This window comes from Methanobacterium sp., from assembly GCA_030017655.1.
Classification (GTDB): domain Archaea; phylum Methanobacteriota; class Methanobacteria; order Methanobacteriales; family Methanobacteriaceae; genus Methanobacterium_D.
Genome location: JASEIM010000012.1, coordinates 12611 through 29024, shown reverse-complemented (window position 1 = coordinate 29024; position 16414 = coordinate 12611). Strand labels below are relative to the sequence as shown.

At 33.4% G+C, this 16414-nt stretch carries 23 protein-coding genes; 8 read left to right on the top strand and 15 right to left on the bottom strand.

Annotated features, from left to right (window positions below; translation table 11 throughout):
• Window positions 1–44 precede the first annotated feature (44 nt).
• Genes cofC through QMD61_06705 form a run of 3 tightly spaced genes read left to right on the top strand, consistent with a single transcriptional unit; the run spans window position 45 to window position 2049 of the window.
• Window positions 45–725 (top strand): 2-phospho-L-lactate guanylyltransferase, encoded by a 681-nt coding sequence (gene cofC / locus QMD61_06715; protein MDI6724323.1) that lies wholly within the window; start codon window positions 45–47, stop codon window positions 723–725.
• Entirely contained in the window at window positions 722–1468 is a 747-nt protein-coding gene (gene thiD, locus QMD61_06710) for a bifunctional hydroxymethylpyrimidine kinase/phosphomethylpyrimidine kinase (GenBank protein MDI6724322.1), read from the top strand. Before cofC ends, thiD begins: the two co-directional genes overlap by 4 nt.
• A gap of 26 nt (window positions 1469–1494) precedes the next feature.
• Window positions 1495–2049 (top strand): manganese efflux pump MntP family protein, encoded by a 555-nt coding sequence (locus QMD61_06705; GenBank protein ID MDI6724321.1) that lies wholly within the window; start codon window positions 1495–1497, stop codon window positions 2047–2049.
• 22 nt (window positions 2050–2071) lie between these two features.
• On the opposite strand, the gene QMD61_06700 is transcribed toward QMD61_06705, so the two are convergent.
• From QMD61_06700 to QMD61_06630, 15 genes are all read right to left on the bottom strand, one after another.
• Window positions 2072–2503: an ACT domain-containing protein gene (locus QMD61_06700; protein MDI6724320.1), complete on the bottom strand. Its 432-nt coding sequence runs from the start codon at window positions 2501–2503 to the stop codon at window positions 2072–2074.
• A gap of 17 nt (window positions 2504–2520) precedes the next feature.
• Window positions 2521–3819, bottom strand: a complete 1299-nt coding sequence (locus tag QMD61_06695) for a phenylacetate--CoA ligase (protein MDI6724319.1) — start codon at window positions 3817–3819, stop codon at window positions 2521–2523.
• Between the two features lie 181 nt (window positions 3820–4000).
• Window positions 4001–4537, bottom strand: a complete 537-nt coding sequence (locus QMD61_06690) for a class I SAM-dependent methyltransferase (GenBank protein ID MDI6724318.1) — start codon at window positions 4535–4537, stop codon at window positions 4001–4003.
• 56 nt (window positions 4538–4593) lie between these two features.
• Window positions 4594–5208, bottom strand: coding sequence for a superoxide dismutase (locus QMD61_06685; GenBank protein MDI6724317.1), 615 nt, complete (start codon window positions 5206–5208; stop codon window positions 4594–4596).
• Window positions 5209–5251: 43 nt separating this feature from the next.
• Entirely contained in the window at window positions 5252–5992 is a 741-nt protein-coding gene (locus QMD61_06680) for a peroxiredoxin (GenBank protein MDI6724316.1), read from the bottom strand.
• Window positions 5993–6240: 248 nt separating this feature from the next.
• Window positions 6241–6753, bottom strand: a complete 513-nt coding sequence (locus QMD61_06675; protein ID MDI6724315.1) for a ferritin — start codon at window positions 6751–6753, stop codon at window positions 6241–6243.
• A gap of 18 nt (window positions 6754–6771) precedes the next feature.
• Window positions 6772–7956 carry an FprA family A-type flavoprotein gene (locus QMD61_06670; GenBank protein ID MDI6724314.1) on the bottom strand — a complete coding sequence of 395 codons (1185 nt, stop codon included), beginning with the start codon at window positions 7954–7956 and terminating at the stop codon, window positions 6772–6774.
• A gap of 2 nt (window positions 7957–7958) precedes the next feature.
• Window positions 7959–8120: a rubredoxin gene (locus tag QMD61_06665; protein MDI6724313.1), complete on the bottom strand. Its 162-nt coding sequence runs from the start codon at window positions 8118–8120 to the stop codon at window positions 7959–7961.
• Between the two features lie 136 nt (window positions 8121–8256).
• Window positions 8257–8418 carry a rubredoxin gene (locus tag QMD61_06660; GenBank protein ID MDI6724312.1) on the bottom strand — a complete coding sequence of 54 codons (162 nt, stop codon included), beginning with the start codon at window positions 8416–8418 and terminating at the stop codon, window positions 8257–8259.
• A 334-nt stretch (window positions 8419–8752) separates the two neighbouring features.
• On the bottom strand, window positions 8753–8920 hold the full coding sequence (locus QMD61_06655; protein ID MDI6724311.1) for a rubredoxin: 168 nt from the start codon (window positions 8918–8920) through the stop codon (window positions 8753–8755).
• Window positions 8921–9107: 187 nt separating this feature from the next.
• Entirely contained in the window at window positions 9108–9539 is a 432-nt protein-coding gene (locus tag QMD61_06650; GenBank protein MDI6724310.1) for a pyrimidine dimer DNA glycosylase/endonuclease V, read from the bottom strand.
• Window positions 9540–9629: 90 nt separating this feature from the next.
• The gene (locus tag QMD61_06645) at window positions 9630–9824 is read right to left on the bottom strand and encodes a hypothetical protein (protein ID MDI6724309.1); all 195 of its coding nucleotides are present in this window, start codon (window positions 9822–9824) and stop codon (window positions 9630–9632) included.
• Between the two features lie 90 nt (window positions 9825–9914).
• The gene (locus QMD61_06640; protein ID MDI6724308.1) at window positions 9915–10313 is read right to left on the bottom strand and encodes a universal stress protein; all 399 of its coding nucleotides are present in this window, start codon (window positions 10311–10313) and stop codon (window positions 9915–9917) included.
• A complete protein-coding gene (locus QMD61_06635) occupies window positions 10314–10868 on the bottom strand; it encodes a flavin reductase family protein (GenBank protein ID MDI6724307.1) in 555 nt (184 codons plus the stop codon).
• 129 nt (window positions 10869–10997) lie between these two features.
• A complete protein-coding gene (locus QMD61_06630; protein MDI6724306.1) occupies window positions 10998–12701 on the bottom strand; it encodes an ABC transporter ATP-binding protein in 1704 nt (567 codons plus the stop codon).
• A gap of 492 nt (window positions 12702–13193) precedes the next feature.
• Here QMD61_06630 and QMD61_06625 point away from each other — a divergent pair, with 492 nt between their 5' ends.
• From QMD61_06625 to QMD61_06605, 5 genes are all read left to right on the top strand, one after another.
• On the top strand, window positions 13194–13388 hold the full coding sequence (locus QMD61_06625; GenBank protein ID MDI6724305.1) for a DUF2795 domain-containing protein: 195 nt from the start codon (window positions 13194–13196) through the stop codon (window positions 13386–13388).
• A 202-nt stretch (window positions 13389–13590) separates the two neighbouring features.
• Window positions 13591–14154, top strand: a complete 564-nt coding sequence (locus QMD61_06620; protein MDI6724304.1) for a nicotinamide-nucleotide adenylyltransferase — start codon at window positions 13591–13593, stop codon at window positions 14152–14154.
• A gap of 5 nt (window positions 14155–14159) precedes the next feature.
• Entirely contained in the window at window positions 14160–14597 is a 438-nt protein-coding gene (locus QMD61_06615; protein MDI6724303.1) for a molybdenum cofactor biosynthesis protein MoaE, read from the top strand.
• Window positions 14598–14628: 31 nt separating this feature from the next.
• Window positions 14629–15813, top strand: coding sequence for an HD domain-containing protein (locus QMD61_06610; protein MDI6724302.1), 1185 nt, complete (start codon window positions 14629–14631; stop codon window positions 15811–15813).
• Between the two features lie 33 nt (window positions 15814–15846).
• Window positions 15847–16407, top strand: coding sequence for a UbiX family flavin prenyltransferase (locus QMD61_06605; GenBank protein MDI6724301.1), 561 nt, complete (start codon window positions 15847–15849; stop codon window positions 16405–16407).
• Window positions 16408–16414 lie beyond the last annotated feature (7 nt).

The window sequence follows — 16414 nt, the reverse complement described above, 5'->3', positions numbered from 1 at the left end:
CTAAAACAACTTAAAACAATTAAAAATTACACAGGAACATCATTATGAAAAAAACATGCGCAATTATTCCGGTTTCAAGGTTTTGTAATGCAAAAACAAGATTATCTCCTAAATTAACAGTGATTGAACGAGAAAATCTATTGAAGGCGATGCTGAACGATGTGATTAACGTGCTGGATGGACTGGTAGAACAAATAGTGATTATAAGTTCAGATGAAGACGTTCTAAACTACGTATCTAATATGAAAGTGAAAACTCTTAGAGAAAAGGGTGAAACTGATTTAAATGGAGCTTTACACCAGGCCATAGATTACAGTTCAAAATCATGTGATAATATATTTATAGTCCCATCTGACGTGCCTTTAATCCAAAAAAATCATGTAAAGGATATTTTAGAGCTTGGAAAAAAATATGATGTCGTTATCGCCCCTGCAAAAGGGGGAGGTACAAATGGACTTCTTTTCCCTGCTTCATCATTTAAAATGAAATTTGGAGATTACAGCTTTTTTGAACATATAAATGAAGCTAAAGCAAATAATTTCTCTTATAAAGTCTATGATTCATTTTATTTATCTTTGGATGTTAATACAGCTGAAGATCTTGGTGAAATAATGTTACACGGTCTGGAAACCGAAGCAAGGAATTATTTAAAGAAGATTCATCTTAAAGTTAAATCAAACCATGGATCTGAAAGATTAAATGTTAATAGAGAGGTTTCTGCATGATTGCAATGACCATCGCCGGCTTTGATCCTTCAGGCGGTGCTGGGATTCTCAATGATATTAAAACATTCGCAGCCTTTGGAATTTATGGCACAGCAGTCATTACTGCTCTAACTGCTCAAAACATAAGTAAAGTTACAGGGATTGAACCTGTTAATCCTGATTTTATTGAAAAACAAATTGAAGCGGTTTTGGAGCAGGAAAAAATTGAATACGTAAAAACGGGGATGCTCTATTCCAGAGAAATTATAAAAACTGTTTCCAGAAAGATTTCAGAATATGATTTAAAAGCAGTGGTTGATCCAGTGATGGTTGCAGGATCTGGAAGTTTTTTATCTAAAAAAGATGTTTCTGAATCTTTAAAAAAATATCTTCTACCACTTGCAACACTTACAACCCCCAATATATATGAAGCTCAGGAAATTTCGGGAATTAAAATAGAGACTTTAGAAGATGCAATAAAAGCTGCACAAAAAATCGGTAAAATATGTAACGTTGTGGTAACTGGGGGACATCTTGAAGGAAAAGATGTACTTTATGATAGTTCAATCAAAATAATTGAGGGCGAACTCATAGAAAGCAGGAATACCCATGGGAGTGGTTGTAGTTATTCAGCTGCTATTGTATCCTCTCTTGTAAAGGGAGAGAATATTGAAACTGCTGTTAAAAATGCAGGAGAATTCGTAAATCAAAGCATTAAATATGGGGACAGAGGAACTCTAAATCAATTCTGGAAATTTTCCTGAATTCTTTTTAAGGTTAATGTGATATTATGGATTTTATTTCTATATCTCTTTTAGCAGTAGGACTTGCTATGGATGCCTTCAGCGTCTCAATAACAAGAGGATTAACTCTAAAATGTAACATTAAACATGCACTCCTGATTGCAGTCTTTTTCGGCGGATTCCAGGCATTAATGCCCGTTGCAGGATGGATTTCTGGTTTACAGCTTCAAAGTATTATTTCTACACTGGCTCCATGGGTTGCCTTTATTCTGCTTCTGGCAATAGGTATTAAAATGATATATGAAAGTATGGATGCTGAAGAAGACGATGTATGCTCTATTTTCTCACTTAGAGAATTACTTATACTTTCGATTGCAACAAGCATTGATGCTTTTGCAGTTGGTGTAACATTCGCCTTCCTTAATACTTCAATACTTCAACCAATATTAATAATTGGAATTGTGACCTTTATACTTTCATTTATAGGCGTTTACATAGGAAAAAATATAGGTCACTTCTTTGAAAATAAAATAGAGATATTTGGCGGTTTAATATTAATTCTGATTGGTTTTAAGATATTACTGGAGAATTTACTCTTTTAAATAAATTTAAAATAAATGTAAATTAAAGTTTATAAACTTCTTCAGATGATAGAATAGTTACTCCGCCATCCTCCAAAGCTTTAATTCCGGCATCGATATCCTCTGTACGCAGAACAACTATTGCCTGTTCACCGCGTTTTGCAACAAAGGCATATAAATATTCTACGTTAATATCTGCTTTATTTAGAACTTCAAGAATCCCCTCAAGACCACCTGGCTTATCAGGCACTCCAATAGCAATCACCTCATTGATTTTAACCACGAAGTTACCCTCCTCCAGAACCTTTTTCGCATTCTCAGGTTCTGGAACAATAAGTCTTAAAATACCAAATTCTGATGTATCTGCAATTGAAAGAGCACGTATATTAATCCCTGCATCTTTCATAATGCTTAAAGCTTTCCAGAGTCTTCCCTTTTTATTTTCTAAAAAAATAGATATTTGTTTTAGTTTCATTTAGTCGCCTCTTTTTTTTATAATTCCCTTTTATCTATAACTCTTACAGCCTTTCCTTCACTTCTTGGAAGAGATTTAGGCTCTACTAATGATACATTAACCCTTAATCCAATCTCACTGTGAATATGATCCTCAATCATCTTTTTAGCTTCTTCAACATGCTTTACCTCATCTGAGAAGAGCTTTTCAGAAGTTTCAACCTGAACTTCGAGTTCGTCCATGTGATGAGGTCTTGTAACTATGATCTGGTACTGGGGCTCTAATCCTTCAATTCGTAAAAGTGCCTTCTCAATCTGGGATGGGAAAACAATAACTCCTCTGATCTTAAGCATGTCATCAGTACGTCCAGTAATTCTGTCCATTCTAATTGAAGTCCTTCCACATGAACATTCACCGCTTCTAAGAGCCGTTAGATCCTTTGTCCTGAAACGGATTATGGGCATACCCTCCCGGGTTAATGTTGTTAATACCAATTCCCCTTTCTCTCCTTCAGGGAGTGTTTCCAGAGTTTTAGGGTCGATTATTTCTGGATAGAAATGATCGTCAGAAATATGTAATCCTCCTTTGTCTTCACATTCCATGGCCACTCCTGGGCCTATTATCTCAGTAAGACCATATATGTTTAATGCACTGATATTAAGCCTTTTTTCTATTTCATTACGCATTTCCTCAGTCCACATTTCTGCGCCGAATACCCCTACTTTTAATTTAAGGTCTTTTGGAGTAATTCCTTCATTTTCAGCAACTTCTGCCAAGTAAAGAGCATATGATGGAGTACATGTAATTATTGTTGTACCAAAATCCTTCATAATTTCCAGCTGTCTCATAGTATTTCCAGCTGAAATTGGAACAACTGTAGCTCCAATCTTCTGTGTACCGTAATGAACTCCTAATCCTCCTGTAAAAAGACCGTAACCATAAGCATTTTGAATAAAATCTTTTTTACTAGCTCCAGCCATGGCAAGAGCACGGGCCATTACTTCTCCCCATATCTCCAGATCCTTCTGTGTGTATCCTGAAACAGTTGGTTTTCCTGTTGTTCCCGATGAAGTGTGCACCTCTATTATATCATCTTCAGGCACCGCAAACATTCCAAAGGGATAGGCTTCCCTTAAATCAGTTTTCGTGGTGAAGGGGAGTTTTTTAATATCATTTAAAGTCTTGATATCTTCTGGCTTTATGTTCAATTCCTTGAAACGCTTCCTGTAATAAGGAACATTTTCATAGGCTTTCTTAACGACATTCTGTAATCTTTCAAGTTGTAATTGCTTTTTTTCATCCTCTGACATACATTCTGATTTTTCATTCCAGATCATTGTAATCCCCTGCCTTTAGCTTGATTGGATTTTATAAAATTAACACTATGGTTAAGATTTTATAAAAATTAGATTTATAGATTACGATCAACCTTTTTTGACAAAAAGGTTGATCAAAAAATTAAAATAAGAATTCTTTATTTATTATAATTTCTTAGATTAATCCATTCAATTTAATACCTTATTTATCACTTTCACCAATTATATACAGATAAATATGTTCATAATTATCTGATTTAGATGGTTCCCATCCTTCAAATGTCCAGATATAAGAAACGACACGCGTGCCGGGCTTTAATTCATCTAATAATTTGGGTTTAAGTTTCTGATTGATATTTTTCCATAAAAACAATGTAACCACCGTTGCATCATCTATATTTTGATTGAAAATATTTCCCCACTTTATTTTAACGTTATTCTGGAGGCGGGAGATTCTTACCATTATGCGTGACCATAAAACGCGGATAGGATCTGCTTCTATTCCTACAGCCATGGAATCATACCTTTTAGCGGCTTCAATAACAATTCTTCCATCTCCTGAACCTAAATCATAAACAATATCGTCTGAACTTGCTTCAGCCATCTCCAGCATCTTTTTAACCACTCTTTTAGATGTTGGCTCCCATCCGGCACCTAAAGTAAATGACCAGAAAATCCAGATCAAAACAATTGTAAGAGTTGAAATAGCAACAAGAAATATAAATAATGCAGTACTCAAAATTGATTCTCCTAAAAATAAGTAAAAATTTAAAAATTAAATTATGAATGGTTAATTTATCGCTTTAACCATGCTTCTACTCTCTTATTTACCTCATCCCAGTTCACTATATTCCAGAATGCTTCAACAAAGTCTGGTCTAACGTTTTTGTAGTCAAGGTAGTATGCATGTTCCCATACATCCAGCACCATAAGAGGAGTCCATTTTGGGGCGACATTAACATTATGTTTTTCGTACTGCAAAATAAATATTCTGTCAGTGTTCTTGCACAGTGTGAGTACTGCCCAGCCAGAACCCTCTGTACTTATAGCTGCCTGTGAAAATTCTTTTTTAAATCGTTCGAAACTTCCAAAATCTTTTTTTATGTATTCTGCAATTTTTCCTGTGGGTTCTCCGCCATTTTTGTTTGCAGGGCCCATGTTTTCCCAGAATAGTTTGTGTAACTGGTGTCCCCCTACATTAAATGATAATTCTTTTAACTTGGCCTTAACATCAAAGTCTTCCCCTTTCTCTCTTGACTCATCGAAAAGTTTTATAATGGCATTTGCAGCATCTACATAAGCCTGGTGATGTTTATCATGATGTATTGTCAATTGTTCTTTTGAAATATGCGGCTCCAATGCATCATAGTCATATGGTAGTTCAGGTAGTTCATAAAATTTTTTTCCCATATCAAATCCTCCATGTTTTTAAATTCAAGACAAATTAAGATCTTTAAATTTCTTTCCACCTTGATGTTCTGTATTTCTTATACCAAGGTTTGTGGCATAACCACCAGTCCATACACATATATTCTCCTTCCCCTACTTTTTTCCTTCTTTCTGTAATTGATTCCATATCTTGAGCTGGTGGAATAATTACATTGCTTCCCAGAAGCCTGTTTGCCGGCCAGTTTGCAGGCATAGCAACCCCTTCATTGTCTGCAACTTTCAGGCCTTCAATTGCCCTTAATATTTCATCAATGTTTCTTCCAAGTTCTTGAGGATAATATATAATTGTCCTTATTATTCCTTCTGGATCTACAATAAAGACTGCTCTTACAGTATTTGTCCCTTTTGCTGGATGGATAAGACCTAATTTTTCAGCAATTTCTCCATTATCTGCTATTATAGGGAATTCAATTCTAACACCTAAATTTTCTTTTATCCATTCTACCCATTTTATATGTGAAAATACCTGATCGACGCTTAATCCTATTAATTCACAGCCTAACAATTTGAATTTAATGAAATTTCTTTGAAATTCAACAAATTCTGTTGTACAGACCGGTGTAAAATCACCTGGATGACTGAATAGAACAAACCATTTACCTTTAAATTCTTTAGGTAAATTAATTATGCCATGAGTAGTTTTTACATTTTTAATCTTAGGAAATTCGTCCCCTATTAAGGGCATTCTTCCACTATCTTTTTTTTTAGTTTTTCTAACTTCATAGATTTTTATTTTACTTCCCATATTAGACCCCCGTTAAAAAGGACATTATTCTATTAATATATTATTTTTAATATTAAATAATAATTTCGCTTTTATTAATGGCATAAAGTAAAAATTTAATTCATTTTTTAATATCTTAATAAAATAAGCTATAAAAAGTACTTTAAGTAAATTAAATCAGGTTATTCAATTTATTTTGGGTTCAGAGTTATTACTAATCAGAATATTTGAATAAGTTCAGTTAGCAATAATAAAAAATAAGAAAGTTGTTATTCTTCCTGTGCAGGAGGGTTAAATACCCTTTGACCGAGCTCTGTGTCAAGCATGAATAACCCGCCCGGAGAATCTGCGGTAAGTTTTACTCTTTGAAGTACACCGCTTGCAGATTCTTCCTCTTCAACCTGTTCTGCAACATACCACTGGAGGAAATTAGTAGTTGCATGGTCGCTTTCAGCTACAGAAATATCAACTAAATCATTTATTAGTCCTGTAACTTTCTTTTCATGCTCATAAACGTGTTCAAACACTGCAAGAGGAGAATCCCATTCCTTTTGAGGTTCATCTATTGAAGTTAAATCTACTCTCTCACCCCTTTGGACAATATAGTCATAAAATTTCATTGCATGGGTTAATTCTTCCTGGGCCTGTGCTCTCATCCAGTTTGCAAACCCACTTAAATCTATTGATTCAAAATATGCCTCCATTGAAAGATAGAGGTATGCAGAATAAAGTTCTGCATTTAATTGGGAATTTAAGGCATCTAAAACTCGTTTTTTAATCATACTACCACCTAATCACTTTTAATTCATTAAATTCTTCTCTTTATGTTTCATTACTATCTTCTGGATTAAATCATCAATTTTTTGAAAATCATCTTCCTTGGGAAATCCTTTAATAATAACTGGTTCAATGATTTCGGCCTTTAAATTGATTAAAAGTCCTTTGAGTAAGTCAACTGTCCTTCCGCCCCATCCAAATGAACCTATAATTGATACAAACTTGATTTTTGGCCTCAATGCATTTACAAGATATGCTGCATACACTGCACTTGGATGCGGACCTGTAAGAACTGTAGGAGTGGCAAGTACCAGCGTTGAAGCATCAACAAGTGCCAGAGCTAATTCTCCAATATCTGCAGTTGTTAAATTAAATGGTTTAACAATTATTCCATTGTCAATCAGACCATTTACCAAATAATCGGCCAATTCCTTAGTGCTTCCATGCATTGATACATAAGAAACGATTACTTCATTTTTGGTTTCATCAGACACCCAGTCTTTATACGCATCTAAAATAAACTGTGGATCTTTATATAAAGGGCCATGACTGGGTGCAATAATCTCTATTTGAAGATCATTTAATTTTTCAATGTTTTTCTGGATAAATGGCCTGAAAGGCATCATGATTTCTGCATAATACCGTTTTGCAGCTCTGTATACTAATGGTTTATCATCTGCGTAAAGTTCACTTGTTGCAAGGTGAGAGCCGAAGAAATCACAGGAAAATAATATTTTATCTTCTTCAAGGTAGCTGACCATTGTCTCTGGCCAGTGGACCCAAGGAGTGTAAAAGAATTTCAGAGTTTTATCGCCGAGAGATAGGGTTTCCCCATCATCCACTGTGTGGAATTTGTCTTCATCAATTAAAAGAAGTTCTATTAAGAGTTCCCTACATTTAGGGTTTGTTATTACCTTTGCTTCAGGATAAAGATCAAGAATATCTGGTATTAATCCTGAATGATCCTGTTCTGCGTGGTGTGAAATGACATAATCAATGTTTAGGCCTGTTTGCTTAACATTGCTTAAGAATTCTGCTTTTTTAGATGGATCAGCCGTGTCAATCAGGGCCGTTTTTTCGCTTCCCTGTATTAAATATGAATTATAACTTGTTCCCTCTGGAAGAGGGATGATTTCATCGAACAATTTTCTGTCCCAGTCTATTACTCCTGTAAAATAAATTTCTGATTTTATCATTCTAGATGACATTTTTAATCAACTGGTTCAAACATGTCTTTTCCAACTCCGCACATTGGGCAGAGCCAGTCATCAGGTAAATCTTCAAATGGAGTTCCAGGCTCTATTCCAGAAATAGAATCGCCCTCTTCAGGGTCATATATATATCCACATGCTATACATCTGTATTTTTGCATTTTAATTACCTCAAAAAACTTTGTTTTTTGTTGTTCGAAAAATGCTTTGCATTTTTCTTCAACCTCAAAAATTTTCTATTTTATGTTGTTCAAAAACATGAAAGGTTCTTCTCAATCTCTTAAACTTTTACAGTCTTTATTTAAGCTTATCGAACTTAATTTTTCCTGCACCACATATAGGGCAGCGCCAAAGATTCGGTAAATCCTTAAAATCTGTCCCTGGATCGGTATTTTTTCTTGGTTCACCTTTTTCAGGGTCGTATATGTATCCACAAACCCTACATTTGTATTTTTCCATATTCTTAACCTCAAATTTTTTTTTTCAAATCTGTGGCCGTCAAACACGTAGTGTTCGGGCCATGAAAATCCCTAAAAATCTATGATTTTAGGGTCGCGAAAAACTTGTTTTTTTGCAGCTTTGATTTTCAAAGGTTCGAAAACCTGAAAGGTTTTCTATTTTTTGGGTTCGGAAATGTTATCAAAATCTTTGATTTGAACAACAAATCGTATATTTGCATGTTTTACATTTCCTTCAATCTTAATAATGTCTAATCAGTTACAGTTTTTTATTTGAGGAAAACATTTTTCCTCAGTTTTATTAATATTTTTCTTACTATAAATTTATTTCTTATTTACCTATCCTTAACCCGAAACCTGATTTTACCAGCCCCACAGCTTGGACATCGCCAGTAGGGATCTAAATCTTCAAATGGAGTTCCAGGAGCTATATTTTTCCGAGGCTCGCCCTTTTCAGGGTCATAGATATATCCACAAACACCACAGTAATATTGTTTAGCCATAAAATCCACCTCTATGTCAATTATTTATATTTCATGGTTCAGAATATGGATTTATTAAATTATCTTTATTTTTTAATATTAATATACTTTGCAGAATTTATATGTTTTAACAAAATAGCCAATACAGGGAAAATACTCCCAAAAAACATCAAAAAAATAGATTTATCAAAAAATAAGAATATTATAATTAGTAAGGTCGTTCCCATGATTCTATTTTACCTTTGACAGGCTTAAATATTGGATTTAATTCTGGACATTTAATTTTTTTTAATTTATTGTAACTTTCCAAATCCCTTTTTTTTAATTTTCTCTTTAGATGTTTTATTTCGTAATTAATCTGACCTTCTGTAACATCTATTTTATAATCCTGGAATTTATTCCCTATTCTGTCCCTGTTGAAATTATAGTTCCTTCTTTTTGATTCTTCATAAACATGAAGCAGATATGTATCAATGGAAACAATGGGATCTTCCTGTTTTTTAAATCTTTCAAGTTGAGGATGGTTCCTGTAACCCTCTCTAATACCTAAAAGTGCATTTCTGGCCATTATTCCCTCTCTCCAGAGGCCACATAACCCTTTAACATCAAGGTATTTTGGGTGAAGACTCCATAATCTCATATTTTTCACTTTAATTATTTGAGATTATGTGTCACAAAAATCTTTGATTTTTTGCAGGTCTCATAACCTCATAAATCTTCATCAACTCTTTTATTTTGATTTATCTAAAAATTTCATTCTTAAAATATTGAAAACCACCACACATCCCAAAACAGCGATTCGTACATAGGGATCCAGTGGAGCAAATAATAAAAATAAAAGAAGTATAACTCCAACTACGCTGTGTACAGCCCAATTTTTCCAATCTAATAAATAAGCTTTTATCCCATTTAATATACGCATCATATAAGGTTTCTCCAAAATTATTTAATATATCATAATTTGATATATCTAAAATTGATACATGTTTAATATAAATGTTTTCATCAAAATGGTTTATTTTACAAGCAATACAGGTGCATCAACAGATTTAATAATATTTTCAGCTACACTACCCATGAAAAGCTTTTCAAGACCTTTTTTTCCATGAGTACCAACCACTACAATATCCGCATTCATTCTTCTTGATATTGTAATTAAATCCTTAGCTGGATCGCCAAAAACAAGGATTTCATCAACAATCACGCCCTCTTTTTTGGCCTTTTTATTCAGATTTTTTAATATTTCCTTTCCTTCATCTTCAAGAACATCATAGGGATAAATAAGCTTTTCATCAATAACATAAACTCCAACAATCCTTGCATCGTATTTACTGGCCATTGAGATTGCAATATCTTCAGCCCTTTTAGCAAACTCAGAACCATCTGTGGGAACCATTATAGTTTTAAACATCATTCATTCCTCCACTTTTTTAAGATGATCTCCAACCACAAAATTCACTCCGCCAACATGTAAAACTGGTTTAACCTTTTCTACATCTAAAAGACCCTCTTTTAATATATTTTCTTTAATTTCTGCATGCAGAACTTCTCCAACAATTATATCGTGATCTCCTGCATTTTTGATCCACCGAACTCTGCATTCAATGGCCGCTATGCACTCTTCTATTTTAGGAGGAGTTACTTTTATTGAATCTGTTTGAGTGAGATTGGCTTTTTCAATCTCATTTACACCATAGGGAAATTTTTTTCCAGTAATCCATAATTGTCCTAAAATATCTTCATTGGGAATATTCACAACGAATTCTTCAGTTTCCCTGATGTTTTTATAGGTATCGTGAGTTGGGACTGACGCAAATGAAATTAATGGAGGATTCATTGAAACAGGCATTGTAAAAGAAAATGGGGCAGCATTTACCTCCCCCTTTTTGTTTATGGTTGTTACAATAATGGTTGGTCGTGGTGTCAGTATTCTGTAAGCATTTTCTATGCTAATTTCGGTAAAACTCATCTAATCATCCTTTAGCTTTATTTTATAAAGAAATTTTATTAAAACCATTTTTCTTTTATATTATTTATCTAAATCAAAAGATTTAATTTTTTTGAAAAGGGCTAAATATCATTACAACAAATAACCAAGTTATTTGCCTGTCATATACTCAGCCTTACAATTTTGGATGAATTCATCGCATAGTTTTAGAGGATCTCCTTCGTTAACAAGCTTTCCATCGTCAATCATTATAGCTCTTGTTGTAACTTCTCGGATGAAATCTACGTGATGACTTACCATAACAATGGTGGTGTTAAATTTCTTATTTATCCTCTTGAGGGAATTCGAAACTGTTCTTAAAGTGATAGGGTCAAGATCTCCAAAAGGCTCGTCTAAAATCAGGATTTCGGGGTTTGATGTTAAAACCAGTGCTAACGTAGCCCTTACCTTCTGTCCACCTGACAGTTCATATGATTTTCTATCTAAAATTTCCATAGGCAAATCTAAAGCTTCAAATACTGGTTCTGCATATTTTTTGACTTCTGTATCAGGGAAACTTGGGAATAAAACATTTAGAATATCTGATGAAAGACCTATTTTTTCTAATCTGATTTTAGCTTCTGTTTCAGGAAGATCAGTTAGCTGATAGAGAACATCGAGAATTTTATCACTTATCCCAAGCTCTTGGGCTTTCTTTTTCGCCTCTGCCATTACATATTCGCCTTTAACTCCAAGTCTTGCTGCTATCTGATCTTTAATGGTTGCATAGTGTGTGAGAGAAAATTCCTGGTGCATAAAACCCATCTTTCGTCTTACTTTCATTCTGGGAATTCCCAGATCCTGCATATCAATCCAATCACCATTCAGTTTGAATAAAACATTCCCTGAATCTGGAGCATCGAGACCTGCAATCATACGAAGCAGAACTGTCTTTCCAGCACCACTTGGACCTATTAATGATACGATTTCTCCCCGTTTAATGTCAAAATTAATATCTTCAATTTGAAGAGTACTTCCACCTTTTAAAAGGAAGAATTTCCTGTACAATTCCTTCACTTCTATTACAGAGTTTCCAATATCTGATTTATCCCTTATAGGTTCGGGAGCTTCCATATTTTTAGTAAATTCAGGGACTATGTCATCTGGGGTGCCTACATCGATTATTCTACCTTTTTCCATAAGAACAAGTCTGTCAGCAAGATACTGGTGAACTTCTGGAAGGTGAGAAACAATGATGACAGTGACTCCCATCTCTTTGTTTATGTTTTTTATAGCGTCCAGAATTTCCTGTTTTGTTTTTGGACATGACATTGTAGCGGGTTCATCCAGTAAAAGAACTTTGGGTTTTTTTGCAAGCTGTCTTCCCATTATCAATCTCTGTTTTTCTCCACCACTTAAAACCGGTGCAAAATGGTTGGCTTTATGTTCAAGACCAACAATCTTCAGTATTTCCATTGCTTCTTCTTCAAATTCATCTTTAGCATCATTGAAATCCTGAATTGATTCATCACCATATTTTGCCCCTGATAATTTTCTTATTACATTTTGTAAAGCTGTTTCACCCCATAAACCGAATGATCTCTGGAGGTGAATTGCAGTTGCCTTTTTTAATTTGGCAATGTAGTAAGCGGTGGAATTTGCATTTACTTCAATATCATCAATAATGATCTGGCCTTCATCAAATGGTTCTACACCTCTAAGAATCCTTAATAGGGTGGTTTTCCCTGATCCACTCATTCCTATTATCCCGAGAATTTCACCCTCATTAACATTAAGGTTAATATCATTTAAAGCTTCAATTTCTTCTCCATTTTCCATTTTAAATGTCTTTGATAAGTTCTTCACTTTTATCATTGATTATCACCATTATTTAATAAAATTGAGTTTAATAAGTGTATTTATTATAGTTCATTTTATTAAGGTTTTCGACAAAAAAATTTGATTTCAATTTAAAGAATAAATTTAAAATATTAATTGTTTTTATTTATTAATATTCATTATTTTTCAGTAGAAGCGGGAACATGAAAAATTATGTATATTTTATTCTGTTTTTTCAATGCCCTAATATATCTGAGGGATTTTATACCTCTCTATCCTTTTCTTATTCATATAACCTGATTTTTTGAATTAATCAAAGTTTTTAATACTTTTACTTAAAAAGATAGTAAATTATTTATCTCCTAACATTCAAAAAATGAAAAATAAAATAGAAAAATTTTCATTATTTACTCATTAAGGCCCGAAAAAAGCCTTTCATGATTTTATCCTTAATCTAAGTGTTATTTACTGTATTTATGTATTGAAGTTATCTCATCATGAGATTGCAAAACATGGAGGTGAATCAATATGGTTAAAGTAAGTCCAGCACAAGTTGAAAAATATATTAAGGGTATTAAATTTCCTGCAAGTAAACAGGAGTTATTAAAGCAAGCAGAAAGCAATAACGCTAATAATGATGTTTTAGACATTCTAGAAAACGTACCTGACAAGGAGTTTAATTCACCAATTGACATAAGTATAGCCATTGGAAAAATGAAATAAATTTCATATTTTAAATGAAAGAATTTAATGCATAATGTCAGAATAATTATTTTTAAATTTACTATTATTTCTTTTTTGATGGGATAAAGTAATTAACATTTTTTTTAAATAATTTTATATAAGATCTGCTTAATTTTTTTAACATAAAAGTTCATTAATTTTAAACAAAGATATTAAAACAAAAAGATCAAATGATTAAATGGTGATTAATTTGAGGGGATTACTTGTTGGTAGAATGCAGCCGGTACATAATGGACATCTTCAGGTGATAAAAAGCATTCTAAAAGAAGTAGATGAAGTAATAATAGGTATTGGAAGTGCTCAGCTAAGTCATACGTTAAAGGATCCCTTTACAGCCGGAGAAAGGGTCATGATGCTTTCAAAAGCCTTAAGTGAAAATGGAATCCCTGCATCCCGGTATTATATAATCCCTGTTCAAGATGTTGCCTGTAATTCAATTTGGGTAGCTCATATTAAGATGCTAACACCACCATTTAGATATATTTATTCTGGAAACCCATTGGTTCAACGTCTATTTATTGAAGCAGGATACGAAGTCACTGAACCTCCCTTATTCAATCGCGAAATCTATTCAGGTACCGAAGTAAGGAGAAGAATACTTGAAGAAGAAGATTGGGAATCACTGGTTCCAGATTCTGTTAAAGACGTTATAACTGAAATTGAAGGAGTTTCAAGAATTAAACATCTCTCCAAAAAAGAAACATCTGAAATTAATTTCGATAACAACACATTTAACCAAAGGTGATTTTTATGAACGTCAAGATCTTAAAAAATGACGAAGAAAACATTACATTATGCGATTTAATCAGCCAAATAAAGAAAAACCCTAAAATAGATGAATGCGGAGCTATATTCTCATTTGAAGGTATTGTAAGAGGTAAAGAAGAAAATAAACAGGTTCAAAAATTAATTATGAGCACTCCAGATATGGAAAAAACAGAAAAAGAGCTCATTGAAATTATAGAAGATGTTAAAAGCAAATATGGAGTAGCAGAAATCGCAGCAGTACATTACATCGGCGAATTCTATACAGGAGATTCATTAGTTCTTGTTGTGGTGGCTGGAGCACACAGAGAAGAGGCCAGAGATGCCTTAAAAGAGTCAATAGAACGTATAAAATACGAACTTGACTTTAAAAAAGAAGAATTTACAGATAATGGGAAAAATATAATTTTGTCCGGCGGATAAACCCTAAATAAAATGTTTGGAGAGGGTGATTTTGAAAATTATACGGGATAGCGTCCATGGAAATCTATATCTCGATGAATTTGAGATTAAATTAGCTGATACTCCTCAGATTCAACGGCTAAGACGTGTTAAGCAGCTTGGATTTACAAACCTTGTTTATCCTGGTGCAAATCACTCTCGTTTTGAACATTCAATTGGAACAATGCATATTGCATCAAAAATAGCAGATAGTGTTGGATTAAAAGACTATGAAAAAAGAATGATTAGAGCATGTGCACTTTTACATGATACCGGACACGGACCATTTTCACATGTATCAGAAGGAGTTCTGGACACTACACATGAAAAATTAACATCTACTGTTATTAAAGAAACTCAGATTGCTGATATTCTATCTGAAAAGTTCGATGCTCAAGAAATAATAGATTTGATTAATGGAAAGGGAAGGCTTGGCCAGATAATGAGTGGAGACCTTGATGCAGATAGAATGGACTACCTTTTAAGAGATTCATATTATACTGGAGTAGCATATGGTACCATTGATATCGAAAGACTTATTCATTCAATGAAACTTGAAGATATGCTTATTATAGGGCCTAAAGGAGTTCAAGCCGCAGAATCAGCGCTGATCGCAAGATATCAGATGTATCCGAGTGTTTATCAGCACCATACAACAAGAATAATAAATTCCATGTTTAGAAGATGCATGAAATGGATGTTTGAATCACAGATCATTGACCTTGATAAAATTTACCGATACGATGATATAGACATAATTTCAATTGCAAGATCTCAAACTGGAAAAATAAATGATATTATTAGAAGATTGGATAACAGAGATTTATTTAAAAATGTTTATTCTGTTAAATTAAGTGACCTTGAAGAGCCCAAAGATGTTTTCAGAATCAAAGAAAGTAAAATAAAAAAAATTGAACTTGAAATTGCTGAAGATTTAGGATCTCCTGTGGATTATACAATAATTGATATTCCAGAATATCCTTATTTCAACGAAATGAGGACTCTTGTGTCAGTTGGGGATGAAAAAGTGACGTTAAGCGAAATATCAAGTCTGGTAAATGCTCTTAAAAACGTTCGATTTAATTATGCTGACATATGTATTTATATTCCTGAAGAATACTCTGAAAAAGCTTCAAATTTTCCTTTTGATAGCTATATTGAATTAACAATGCAAAAAAACATTAAAGATTGGATGTAATCATCATCAAATGGAATAATATAAGTGATAATTATGATTGTAATTGCAATTACAGGTGCAAGCGGAGTAGTTTACGGTGTAAGGCTCCTTGAAGTTTTAAATGAATTAGGTGAAGAAACAGCCCTTGTTATAACACCTCCCGCTAAAATAATTCTTGAACATGAACTTGGGATCACTGAAGACGATTTAAAAGAATATTCAACTGTTTATTATGAATCTAACGATTTAACAGCTTCAATCAACAGCGGTTCATTCAGGTATAGTTCAATGGTAATAGTTCCATCTACAATGAAAACAATTTCGGCCATAGCAAATGGATATGCAAGTAATGCCATAACAAGAGCTGCAGATGTGGTTTTAAAGGAAAGACGAAAATTAGTTATTGTACCTCGTGAAACTCCAATTAGATCTATTCATCTTGAAAATATGCTTAAAATAAGCAATGAAGGAGGCATTATTCTCCCTGCAATGCCTGCATTTTATCATAAACCATCAAATATTGATGAAATGGTAAATTTTATTGTAGGAAAAATACTGGATGTACTGGAGATTGACAACCATCTATTCAAACGATGGCACGACGAAAATCTATAATTTACAA